The organism is Limnohabitans curvus, from assembly GCF_003063475.1.
Lineage (GTDB): Bacteria > Pseudomonadota > Gammaproteobacteria > Burkholderiales > Burkholderiaceae_C > Limnohabitans > Limnohabitans curvus.
On sequence record NZ_NESP01000001.1, the window covers coordinates 1,860,871 to 1,872,723 of the forward strand.

Consider the following 11,853-nt stretch of genomic DNA (forward strand, 5'->3'; position numbering starts at 1 on the left):
GTATTTAAAAGCATGACCTTCCATATTCAAACTGCCAAAGTTGCTGTCCTCATGGGTGGCCTGTCTGCTGAGCGTGATGTGTCCATCATGTCGGGCAGCGGTGTGCTCAAGGCGTTGCAAAGCAAGGGCGTCAACGCCACCGCATTTGACCCAGCCGAGCGCAGCTTGGACGATCTCAAACGCGAAGGTTACACACACGCCTTCATCGCACTGCATGGCCGCTATGGTGAAGACGGTGCCGTGCAAGGCGCGTTGGAGTTGCTGGGTATTCCTTACACAGGCTCAGGCGTGATGGCCTCTGCGATGGCGATGGACAAAGTGATGACCAAGCGCGTGTGGAGTGCCGTCGGCTTGTCGACACCTGGCTACGTGTGGTTGTCACCCGAAGACCAAACGGCAGACAACATCAATGCCATTCCTGCCAAGCTCGGCTTGCCGTTGATCGTAAAGCCACCTCGTGAAGGCTCGTCCATTGGCATGAGCAAAGTTACGCAAGCGAACGAGATCAAAGTTGCGGCCGAGTTAGCTACCAAGTACGACCCCGACTTACTGGCAGAAGAATTCATCACCGGTGAAGAGCTGACATGCCCCATCTTGGGCAATGGTCCCAATGCTCGCGCTTTGCCCGTGGTGCGCATTGCAGCACCGGACGGCGCATACGACTACAACAACAAGTACTTCACGGATGACGTGAAATACCACTGCCCAAGCGGTTTACCCGAAGCCGAAGAGCGCGAAGTGCAGCGCTTGGTCGTGGCGGCATACCGCGCCTTGGGTTGCCGTGGCTGGGGCCGTACCGACATCATGTTGCGCGCCACTGACCGCAAGCCCTTCTTGCTGGAGATGAACACATCACCCGGTATGACCAGTCATTCCTTGGTGCCCATGTCTGCACGTGCAGCGGGCATCAGCTACGAAGACCTGTGCTTGATGCTGCTGGAAAGCGCCACGCTTGATCACCCTGGAGGTCCGAAAGCCGTATGACCACGCGCTACACCCATATGCGACCACGTCCCGAGGTGAATGCCTCGGTGGCGGTGCCGCTTGATGTCAAGCTCATGCACATGGCGGCTTCGCTCATGTTTGTGGGTTTGGTCGTGGGTGCGCTGGCGGGCGGTGTGTGGGCCTTGGTGCAGTTGCCAGCGTTTGCGCTCAGAGGCATCACCGTGAAGGGCGATGTTGAACACAACAACGAAGTGACCTTGCGCGCCAATGTGGTGACCAAGTTCACCGGCAATTTTTTCACGGCTGATTTGGGCCGTGTGCGCAGTGCTTTTGAGAGCGTGCCTTGGGTGCGCTTGGCTTCGGTGCAGCGCGAATTTCCCAACCGCTTGCGTGTGACCTTGCAAGAGCACAAGCCCGTGGCTTATTGGGGCGACGACGGCGAGCCGCGCATGGTGAACAGCTACGGCGAAGTGTTTGAAGCCAACGTCGGCGATTTGGACGACGACAAGATGCCACGTTTGAGCGGACCAGACAGCCAGTCACAACAGGTGCTGGCGATGTATTTGGCGTTGCAACCGGCATTCAAAGAATTGAGCTTGGTTGTAGACAGCTTGGCGCTGACCGATCGCGGAAGTTGGCGGGCCAAGTTGGCACATGGCGCGGTGATTGAGTTGGGACGCGGCAATGTGAACGACGTGATGGCGCGTGTGCAACGCGTCACGCAAACACTGGCACAGGTGACGCAAAAGCTAGGTCGCAAAGTATCGGCGATTGAGTCTGCAGATTTGCGACACGACAACGGTTATGCGCTTCGGGTGCGCGGGGTGAGCACGCAAGACGTGCCTGCCAAGCGCTAACGCGCACAGAGAGAAAAAGAGAAAGAACGAGGCTGTTATGGCAAAAGAGTACAAAGATTTGGTGGTCGGCTTGGACATTGGCACAGCCAAGGTCATGGTGGTCGTGGCCGAAGTGTTGCCCGATGGTGAGCTCAAGCTCGCAGGCCTCGGTGTGGCGCCCAGCAATGGGTTGAAGCGTGGCGTGGTGGTCAACATCGACGCGACGGTGCAAAGCATTCAACAGGCTTTGAAAGAAGCCGAGCTGATGGCGGACTGCAAGATCACACGCGTGTACACCGGCATCACCGGCAGCCACATTCGCGGCATCAACTCCACCGGCATGGTGGCGGTGAAAGACAAAGAAGTCACGGCAGCCGATGTGGCCCGTGTGGTGGAAACCGCCAAAGCCATCAACATCTCAACCGACCAACGTTTGTTGTTGGTGCAGCCGCAAGAGTTTGTGATTGACGGCCAAGACGTGCGCGAACCCATTGGCATGAGTGGCATCCGCTTGGAAGCCAAAGTGCACATCGTCACGGGCGCGCAAAGCGCGGCAGAAAACATCATCAAGTGCGTGCGTCGTTGCGGCTTGGATGTGGATCGTTTGATGCTCAACCCCTTGGCCTCTAGCATGTCGGTGCTGACTGACGACGAGCGCGAACTTGGCGTGGCTTTGGTCGACATTGGTGCAGGCACCACCGACGTGGCCATCTTCACCAACGGTGCGATTCGTCACACCGCCGTCATTCCGATTGCCGGTGACTTGATCACCAGCGACATTGCGATGGCATTGCGCACGCCCACCAAAGACGCAGAAGAAATCAAGATTGAATCGGGCTACGCCAAACAACTGTTGGCTGACCCAGACGTGCAAGTGGAAGTGCCGGGCCTGGGCGATCGCACGCCACGCATGTTGAGCCGTCAAGCCTTGGCCGGTGTGATTGAGCCACGCGTGGAAGAGATCTTCTCGCTGGTGCAGCAAGTCATTCGTGACTCAGGCTATGAAGAAGTGTTGTCGTCGGGCATTGTGCTCACAGGTGGCAGTGCGGTGATGCCGGGCATGGTTGAGCTGGGCGAAGATATTTTCTTGAAGCCTGTGCGTCGCGGTGTGCCGCACTACAACAGCGCCTTGGCTGACATGGTGGCGCAGCCACGTGCCGCCACGGTGATGGGCTTGCTGGCCGAGGCCGGTGTGGACCGCCAACGTGGCTTCAAAGTTTCACAAAAGAGTGGCTCCGTCAACTCGTTGATGGACCGTCTCAAAGATTGGTTTGTGGGGAACTTCTAACCATGATTCCTCACACCTTGCTTTACCTTGCGCGGGGCAGCCCGCCGCAACGACCGCACAGGCATCGGCGATGTCGATCCTGTGCGCCCAACGCGCCACCCTCGTAGAAGGAGCGCGATGAACCACAAGCAAAAAACAAACGACTTAGGCAACTGCAAATTTTTAGATTAGGAGAAACATCATGAGCATCGAAATGATCGAAGTTGAAGCATTCAACTCAGGCACCCAAATTAAAGTCATTGGCGTGGGTGGCGGCGGCGGTAACGCGGTCGAACACATGATCAGCTCTGGCGTTCAAGGCGTGGAGTTCGTCACCGCGAACACCGACGCGCAAGCCCTGCGCGTGAGCAATGCGCACAAAGTGATTCAACTCGGCTCCACCGGCCTGGGCGCGGGTAGCAAGCCAGACCGCGGCCGTGAAGCGGCTGAAGCCGCGATTGATGACATCCGTTTGGCGCTGGAAGGCACCAACATGTTGTTCGTCACCGCCGGTATGGGCGGCGGTACAGGCACAGGTGCTGCACCTGTGGTGGCACGTGTGGCGCGAGAGATGGGCATCTTGACCGTCGGCGTGGTGACCAAGCCTTTCGAATTCGAAGGCAGCCGTCGCATGAACAATGCCGAAACCGGTTTGGCCGAACTCGAAGCCAACGTCGACTCACTCATTGTGGTGTTGAACGAAAAGCTCATGGATGTGTTGGGCGAAGACGCCAGCCAAGACGAAGCTTTCGCATTTGCCAACGACGTGTTGAAAAACTCAGTCGGCGGTATTGCTGAAATCATCAACGTGGAAGCCTTGGTGAACGTCGACTTTGAAGACGTGCGCACTGTGATGAGCGAAACCGGCAAAGCCATGATGGGCACCGCTGCAGCCAACGGTCCAGACCGTGCACGCATCGCCGCTGAACAAGCTGTGGCTTGCCCATTGCTCGAAGGCGTGGACATGTCTGGTGCTAAGGGCGTGTTGGTGTTGATCACCGCAGCCAAGGGTGGCTTGAAGTTGTCTGAGTCGCGCGAAGCCATGAATACGATCCGCAAGTTCGCTTCGCCAGATGCGCACGTGATTTACGGTACGGCTTACGACGAAAGCTTGGGCGACCAAATTCGCGTCACCGTGGTGGCCACAGGTTTGGCCGGCAGCCGCCGCGCTGCCCCTCAGTTGCAAGTCTTGCGCACCGGTACAGACGGCGTGGGCTTCCCCACCACACAAGCCAACAACGCATCACCCGCAGGTGTATTGGCTGCGGCCTCATCTGGCTTGGCCGGTTTGGCTGCTGGCTTGGGCGTGGGCTCGGTGGCTGCACAACCCAACTACGACGCCATGAACTCTCCCGCCGTGTGGCGTGGCAACCGCACCTCGGCTGCCGCCAAGGTCGATGCCTTGTCATCGGGCGGCATGGACGACTACGAAATCCCAGCCTTCTTGCGCAAGCAAGCGGACTGAGATTCATTAAAATCAGAACGTGCTTAAACAAAGAACCCTTCAATCCCTCACCAAAGCGGTGGGTGTTGGTCTTCACAGCGGTCAACGCGTGGAGCTGACACTGCGCCCGGCGCAACCCGACACGGGCATCGTGTTCCGTCGGGTGGATTTGCCGCAGCCAGTCGATATTCCCATCACGGCCACCGCTGTGACGGATACGCGCTTGGCTTCGACCATTTCCAATGGTGGGGCGAAGGTGTTTACTGTTGAGCATTTGATGTCGGCTTGTGCAGGCCTTGGCATTGACAACCTGTACATCGACATCACGGCAGAAGAAGTGCCGATTTTGGATGGCTCTGCTTCGTCGTTTGTGTTCTTGCTGCAAAGCGCGGGCATCGTGGAGCAAAACGCGCCCAAGCGTTTCATCCGTGTGTTGAAGACGGTGGAAGTGCGTGAAGGCGAGGGCGCTAACGTCAAGTGGGCGCGACTCGACCCGCACCACGGTTACAAACTCAGCTTTGAAATTGATTTCCATCACCCAGCGGTGGACTCGACTGGCCAAAGCGTGGTGTTCGACATGGACACCGATGTGTACACCCGCGACATTGCACGTGCCCGTACCTTCGGCTTCACACGTGACGTTGAGATGATGCGTGCCAATGGTTTGGCTTTGGGTGGCGGCTTAGACAACGCCATCGTGATGGACGATTACAAAGTCCTGAACAGCGATGGCTTGCGCTACGACGACGAGTTTGTGAAACACAAAATCCTCGACGCCATGGGCGATTTGTTTTTGATTGGCAAGCCCTTGCTGGCCTCGTATGTGGCGTTCCGTTCTGGGCACGCCATGAACAACAAACTCTTGCGTGAACTGCTCAGCCAACCTGATGCCTATGACGTCGTGACCTTTGACGACGCACGCAAAGCGCCTCCGGGTTTGGCGCAACTCGCGCCGGCTTGGTAAAGCGCTTTCATACATCGCCGACGAGGCGACGGAGAACTTGAGATGACGGTGTATCACATCCCCACGGTCTATCTCATTCTGGGTGTTCTTTATCTCATCTTGCCATTGACGGTTTGGGCATTGCTGTTCAACCAACCGTCCAGGGCTTCGGCCTTGTGGTGTTCAGGCGGTGTGCTTTTTGGCGTGGCTTTGACCTTGGTGGGTTTGCGCGCGCATTTGCCAGCTTGGCTTACCTACACCCTGGCCAATGGCTTGATGTGGAGTGGCGTTTTGATTCAAGCTTTGGCTTTGCGTCGTGCCCTCAATCTAAGTTTAGGCTTGAAACGCGCAGCAGCGCTGATCCTTGTTTGTGTGGCTGGGTTTGAATTTTTCAGGGTGGTCTTGCATGACGCCATCTTGCGGTTCTCTTGGTCAACTTTGATATTCACGGCACTCTTCGCCTACATCTCCTATTTGTCTTGGCGCATTGCGAGGGTGGACCGATTACGGAGTGCCCGATGGTTGTCCGTGGTGTATGCCGTGACAGCAATCACCATGATGGTCCGCACAAAGCTCGTGCTGTCCGGGCTGACCGAGCCCGATGTTGTGGCCAGTGGCGTGGACAGCGTCTTGACGGTGGTCACAGGCTTGTTGATTTCAATTTTGGGAAACTTTGCTTTTGTGGGCATGTTTTTGGAGCGTTCGACCCAGGCCGCCATGAAGGCGACGGCAGCGCGTGCACGGCAAGAAGAAACCGCCAGACTAGGTGAACAAATTGCGCAGCTTGAGCGTCAGCGAACCTTGGGCACCATGTCTGCATCGTTTGCCCATGAGCTGAGCCAACCCTTGACGGCGATCTTGATGGATGCGCAAGCCATCAAAGCCAGCGTGGCTGCAGGCGACTCAAACACCGCGGAAATCTTGGAGTCGATTGAAGAAATCGAAAGCAGCACCTACCGGACGGTGAAATTGGTAGAGCGCATTCGTAACTTCATTCGACCTGCCGAAACCGACTATGCCTATGTGGACTTCAAGCCCTTGTTGCAAGACGTGGCGCACTTGTTGGCGTACGAAATACGCAAGCAAAAAGTTCGTTTTGAATTTGATTTAGACCCTGCCGAATGTGGGGTACACGGTGACCGCGTTCAGCTGTCTCAAATTGTGTTGAATGTGTACCGTAATTCGATGCAAGCCATGGAGACCAGCGCACAAAAGATGATCTTTGTTTCCTTGGAGCACATGGAAGATCGCGTGGTGCTGCGTGTGCGTGACACGGGGCCTGGCGTGCCTGCCGATTTGAAGAGTTTGGTGGGGCAACCCTTTGTGACTTCCAAAGAAGGCGGCTTGGGTGTGGGTTTCTCAATTTCCAGTGCGATTGCAGAAATGCACAGTGGCAGTTTGACCATTTCTAATGCGGTCGATGGTGGTGCCATCGTGGAGCTGAGTTTGCCCGCTGCCGAGCGCTAATCGTCTTGGCGCTTAGCGGCTGCGGCCCGCTTTGTACATGCCGCTGGTGGTGCGTTGTAAATCAGTGGCCGCGGCCAGCTTCGCCATCGAATGGCCCGCATGCGCATGTGTGATGGCAATGCCCAAGGCGTCGGCGGCATCAGGTCCGGGCAAGCCAGGTAGATTGAGCAAACGCTTCACCATCTCTTGCACTTGTTCTTTCTTGGCCAGGCCGTGACCTGCCACAGCTTGTTTCATTTGTAACGCCGTGTACTCGGCCACAGGCAAATTGCACGTGGCCAGCGCCGTGATGCAAGCGCCACGCGCTTGACCCAGCAGCAGGGTGGCTTGTGGGTTGACGTTGACAAACACAATCTCGACAGCCGATGTGTCAGGTTTGTAACGCTCTACCACTTCATGAATGCCATCGAACAAAACTTTCAAACGCTCAGCCAAATTGCCTTGGGCTTCTTTGTTGGTTTTGATGGTGCCGCTCGCCACATAGAGCAGTTGGCTGCCGTGCTTTTCCACCACGCCAAAACCAGTGGTGCGCAAGCCGGGGTCGATGCCAAGGATTCGCATAGGCGCTAAGGCAGTTGTGCGCCGCCCATGCGGGACAAAATGATTTCGGTACGTCCGGCTAAATACTCGGACTGGGGGAATTTTTGGTAATGCTTGGGGCGGGGCAGCATCACCGCCAAACGCCCCGCTTCCCAGGCTGTGAGCTGTGAGGCAGGTTTTTGAAAGTAGTGTTGCGCGGCAGCCTCTGCCCCAAAGATGCCTTCACCCCATTCCACGTGGTTGAGGTAAATCTCCAAGATGCGTTTCTTACCCAGCACGGCTTCAAGCATGACGGTCAAAACAAACTCTTGGCCTTTGCGAATGAAGGTGCGTTCGCCTGAGAGAAACAAGTTCTTTGCCAGTTGCTGTGTGATGGTCGAGCCGCCCACGACTTTGGGCGCTGCTTTGCTTTGTGCTTTGCGGCTGGCTTGCAGCTCGGCTTTGGCGTTCTTGGCCCAGGCTTTTTCAATCGCGTCCCACTGCACGCCATCGTGTTGCGCAAAGATGTCATCTTCAGATGCGATCACGGCACGCTTGAGGTTGTTGGAGATTTGTGCGTACGGCACCCAGTCTTGCCGCCAACGCAGTCGGTCTTTCGAGGTGGCAATGCGCCAAGCTTCGGAGCGCTCAAAGGCTGTGGATTCGGGGGCAACACGGGCCATCACGGCAATGCGTGCCAAAAAGAACACTTGCAGGCCTAGCCAAGCCACCAACACCAGCAGCAACCAGCGCAGCCATGGGCGAAAGCGTGGGGTGTTCATATCGGTTTACTTGGCAGTTTCGCCGCCACGTGTTTGCAGCGTGTTGTCACGGCTGAAGATGAAGCGCGAAACTACCGCCAGTTGGTCTGCTTGGCGGCGCATCTCTTCGGTGAATTCACCGAACGGGCCTGCTGCGGTGGCAATGGCCTGTGCGCGGCGGTCCAAGTCGGCTTGCCCCGAGCCCTGCACCACTTCGGTGGCGAGCACGCGGCCATCAGTGTTGACGGTGATGATCATGGTCAATTCGCCATAGAGCTTTTGCCCGCTGTTCGTGGCAGGGAAGTAGCGCGTGCCACGGTCTTCAATCTTGCGGCGCAGGCCGTCGTAATACAGCGCGTAGGCCACTTGTTTGGTGGCGGGGCTCACATAGTGTTTGCGTGGGCGTGCGTTGTCTTGGTTGATGCGTTCTTCAATCTCGGCCAAGAGTTTGAGCAGTTGACGACGTTTTTGCTCAACCGCGTCTTGCTCTGCTTTTGATTTTTGCGGTTGTGGCGGCGGCAGTTGGGCGAGCAAGTTTTTCACTTGCGCCAACAGCAGCGATTGTTCTTTGCGCATGGCGGCGACTTGGCGCTGCATGGACTCGGTCATGTCGCCCACAGACGTGTTGGCCGCGGTGGGCAAGGGGGATGCGGCGCGGCCACTCTTGAGTTCGCCACCGCCTGACAACTGAGTTTGTGCCAAGGCTTGCGCTTTGTCGGGTGCATCGGCTTTGGCGCGGGTGTTGACCAAAATCACGTCCAGCGGTGTGTCGCTGAACAAGCGGTCAAACCGCTCAGGTGCGGCAATGCGTAGTGTCAGCAATGCACCATGGAATGCGAACGAAATGAACAACGCTTTTTGCAGCGTGGTCCAACGGGTCCAAGAGAAACGCGAGAGCATCACGCTGCATTGACCTCCGATGTGGTTGCCTCATTCACATCCATCGCCAAGGCAATCGGACCTGCGGCGCTGTCGTCTTCGTCGTCCGTCATCTCTGCTTCTTCGGCACTCGATGGTGCATCTGCTTCCAGCAGGTGCAGCAGGTGGCCGCTGATGTCGAGGCTGATGTCGTCAATCTCGCTCAAGCGCAGTTGCACGTGAGCGCCGCGTGGCAAATCGCCGCCACCGAACACGGGCAAGACCAAAGGCAGGTCATCGGCACGCGCCATGGGCGGCTGGCCAGGGAAGGCTTTGAACACGGTGGCGCTGAGTTCGGTGATGTTGTTCTGCTTCAAATACTGCAGCGTCCAAAAACGCTCCATGCCGTTTTGGTAGGCGTTGTACGCGCCATAGGCGCCATCAAATGCAGAGATGATGGAGAACAGCTCGGCGTCTTTCGGTTTGAACGGCGCAGCCAAAGCCGCCGTGCTGCCGTGTTTGGCGCACGCAATGATTTGCCATTGGTTGACGAGGTCGGTGTAGCGGCGTAGGGGCGAGGTGCTCCACGCATAGCTGGGCACGCCAATGCCAGCGTGTGGCAACGCCTTGGTGCCCATGCGTACTTTGACGCCGGGCAACAAGCTGGCTTGGCTGCGGTAGATGCCGGGCACGCCCAGCTCGGCCATCCAATTGCCCCAGGTGCTGTTGGCCAAAATCATGGCTTCGGCCACCATCAAGTCGAGCGGTGCGCCGCGCTGGCGGATGCTGATGTGCACTTGCTCGTTGCCTGTGGGCGTTGCGCCGTTGTTGCCTACGAGGCGGAAGTTGTAGTCAGGGCGGTTGAAGTTTTCGGGCTTGCCGCGCACCACTTCACGTTGGGCTTTGAGGTGCTGCGCCAAGCGGAACAGAAAAGCCAGTTCCGTGCGTGGCATGGCAGGCTCGACGGTGCCTGCAGCGTGCGTGAAGCTGGCGTCATTCAACCAAGCTTCGGTGACGATGGCATCGAGCTGGTCGTGGCGCAAGTTGGCAGCAATCGGCACACGCTCCACGCGTGTTTCGGTGTTTTGCAAGGCCAGCGTGGCCTCGTCGAACGTGGCGTACAGCGACACGGCGGGGCAGTCGCGGCCTTCTTGCAAGGTGTAGGTTTGCACCACGTCGTCGGGCAACATGGTGATTTTGTAGCCCGGCATGTACACGGTGGACAAGCGGTTGCGGCCCAGTTGGTCAATCGCATCGCCCGGCTTCAAAGCTAGCGCAGGTGCGGCGATGTGAATGCCGAGTGTGACCGTGCCAGTGCCCAAGCCTTGCACAGACAAGGCATCGTCAATCTCGGTGGTGTGCGAGTCGTCAATCGAATAGGCCTGCACGTTGGCCAGCGGCAATTCGTCGGCAATGTTGGGTGCTTGCAGCGCAGGGAAGTTGGTGCCCTTGGGAAAGTTGTCAAACAAAAAGCGTTGCCAATGGAATTGGTAAGCCGAGGTGATGGCGCCTGCTTTTTGCAGCAAAGCCAGCGGCGCGGTTTGTGTGGCACGTGCGGCTTCGACCACGGCTTTGTATTCAGGTGCATTCTTGTCGGGCCTGAACAAGATTTTGTAGAGCTGCGTTTGAATGGGCGCGGGGCAAGCGCCTTGGCCCAACTCGGCTGCCCAGCTTTCAATTTGCGCTTGGATTTGTTTTTTCTTTTCGATGCCCGCCAAGGCTTGGGCAATCACTTCGGCAGAGGCCTTCTTGAAGCGGCCTTTGCCGGCGCGGCGAAAGTAATGCGGCGCATCAAACAGGCGAAGCAGCGCAGCGGTTTGCTCAGTCAGGGTGGCTTGTGCGCTGAAGTATTCGCGGGCGAGGTCGGCAAAACCAAACTCGTCTTCGGGGGCGAATTCCCAAGCGAGGTCGAGCTCAATGGTGGCGCTCAAAGCCTGTGCGTCGCGCATCAGGTCGGCGGGAGAGGGCTTCTCAAACTTGAGCAGTAAATGGGCGGCCTTGACCTTGACCCGTTTGCCGGATTCCAGCTCGATTTGGGCCGAGCTCTCGGCTTCGGAGAGGATGCGACCCGTCTGGAATTTTCCAGCTTCTTCAAACAATGCGTACATGGGCGCAATTGTCCCATGCCCGGCTTAAACGCCCGGCTGTAAATCTAGAAATGCCAGCACTTGTGGCAGGTAGCTTTCGAAGTTGCTGATGGCGTGGTCGCCGCCTTCCATGACCACTTGCTGCGAGCCTGGGTAACGGACTGTCATTTCGTGCCAATCCAGCACTTCGTCGCCTTTGGCAATGAGGGCCCAAACGCGCTCGGGGTGGGGCAGGGGGCCGACTTCTAGGACGCGCAATTCGTCTACAAATTCAGGCGCAAAGTAAAAACGTTCAGTGGGGTCGTGCCATGCCGTTTGCTCCCCGATGTATGTCGCCAAGTCGCGGGCGGGGTCAATGGCGGGGTTGAGTAACACCGCTTTGCAGCCGCGTTGGACGGCCAGCCATGTGGCGTAGAACCCGCCGAGTGACGACCCCATCACTGCCATGCGGTGTGCAGGCCAATCGGCTGTGCCTTGATGGATCAAGGCCACCGCTGCTTGGGGGGATGGTGGCAGCTGCGGGCACCACCAGGTGATATGTGGGTACTGCTCGGCCATGACTTTGGTCATTTGTTGAGCTTTGGTGGACTGCGGCGAGGAGCGAAACCCGTGCAAATACAACACGTGAGTGGTGGGCTGTGGGATGTCTCGCGGGATATTTTTCAGGGGCATGCCAAATGCTAGCAGTGCCCGCAGGCCATCGGCTGCGACAGGGGATAATCGCGG

General features: G+C 57.5%; 11 protein-coding genes. 6 read left to right on the forward strand and 5 right to left on the reverse strand.

Annotation, left to right across the window (positions count from 1 at the left end; all coding sequences use genetic code 11):
- Positions 1–12: 12 nt before the first annotated feature.
- The 6 genes from B9Z44_RS09365 to B9Z44_RS09390 all read left to right on the forward strand — a co-directional run bounded on the left by B9Z44_RS09365 (position 13) and on the right by B9Z44_RS09390 (position 6,902).
- Positions 13–984: a D-alanine--D-alanine ligase gene (locus B9Z44_RS09365; protein WP_108402286.1), complete on the forward strand. Its 972-nt coding sequence runs from the start codon at positions 13–15 to the stop codon at positions 982–984.
- 17 nt (positions 985–1,001) lie between these two features.
- Positions 1,002–1,802 (forward strand): cell division protein FtsQ/DivIB, encoded by an 801-nt coding sequence (locus B9Z44_RS09370; protein WP_245912801.1) that lies wholly within the window; start codon positions 1,002–1,004, stop codon positions 1,800–1,802.
- A gap of 37 nt (positions 1,803–1,839) precedes the next feature.
- Entirely contained in the window at positions 1,840–3,069 is a 1,230-nt protein-coding gene (ftsA, locus tag B9Z44_RS09375) for a cell division protein FtsA (RefSeq protein ID WP_108359762.1), read from the forward strand.
- Between the two features lie 181 nt (positions 3,070–3,250).
- Entirely contained in the window at positions 3,251–4,513 is a 1,263-nt protein-coding gene (gene ftsZ / locus B9Z44_RS09380; protein ID WP_108359761.1) for a cell division protein FtsZ, read from the forward strand.
- Between the two features lie 19 nt (positions 4,514–4,532).
- Positions 4,533–5,456 (forward strand): UDP-3-O-acyl-N-acetylglucosamine deacetylase, encoded by a 924-nt coding sequence (gene lpxC, locus B9Z44_RS09385; protein ID WP_108359760.1) that lies wholly within the window; start codon positions 4,533–4,535, stop codon positions 5,454–5,456.
- Positions 5,457–5,498: 42 nt separating this feature from the next.
- Positions 5,499–6,902: a sensor histidine kinase gene (locus tag B9Z44_RS09390; protein ID WP_108402287.1), complete on the forward strand. Its 1,404-nt coding sequence runs from the start codon at positions 5,499–5,501 to the stop codon at positions 6,900–6,902.
- A gap of 12 nt (positions 6,903–6,914) precedes the next feature.
- On the opposite strand, the gene ruvC is transcribed toward B9Z44_RS09390, so the two are convergent.
- From ruvC to B9Z44_RS09415, 5 genes are read right to left on the reverse strand one after another with little or no spacing between them, the layout of a single operon-like run.
- Positions 6,915–7,463, reverse strand: a complete 549-nt coding sequence (gene ruvC / locus B9Z44_RS09395; RefSeq protein ID WP_108402288.1) for a crossover junction endodeoxyribonuclease RuvC — start codon at positions 7,461–7,463, stop codon at positions 6,915–6,917.
- 5 nt (positions 7,464–7,468) lie between these two features.
- Positions 7,469–8,203, reverse strand: coding sequence for a monofunctional biosynthetic peptidoglycan transglycosylase (gene mtgA / locus B9Z44_RS09400; RefSeq protein ID WP_108359757.1), 735 nt, complete (start codon positions 8,201–8,203; stop codon positions 7,469–7,471).
- Between the two features lie 6 nt (positions 8,204–8,209).
- Positions 8,210–9,082, reverse strand: a complete 873-nt coding sequence (locus B9Z44_RS09405; protein ID WP_108359890.1) for an energy transducer TonB — start codon at positions 9,080–9,082, stop codon at positions 8,210–8,212.
- Positions 9,082–11,148, reverse strand: a complete 2,067-nt coding sequence (locus tag B9Z44_RS09410) for a ribonuclease catalytic domain-containing protein (protein WP_108402289.1) — start codon at positions 11,146–11,148, stop codon at positions 9,082–9,084. The genes B9Z44_RS09405 and B9Z44_RS09410 overlap by 1 nt, the downstream gene beginning before the upstream one ends.
- 24 nt (positions 11,149–11,172) lie before the next feature.
- Positions 11,173–11,799 carry a YqiA/YcfP family alpha/beta fold hydrolase gene (locus B9Z44_RS09415; protein ID WP_211308697.1) on the reverse strand — a complete coding sequence of 209 codons (627 nt, stop codon included), beginning with the start codon at positions 11,797–11,799 and terminating at the stop codon, positions 11,173–11,175.
- Positions 11,800–11,853: the final 54 nt, after the last annotated feature.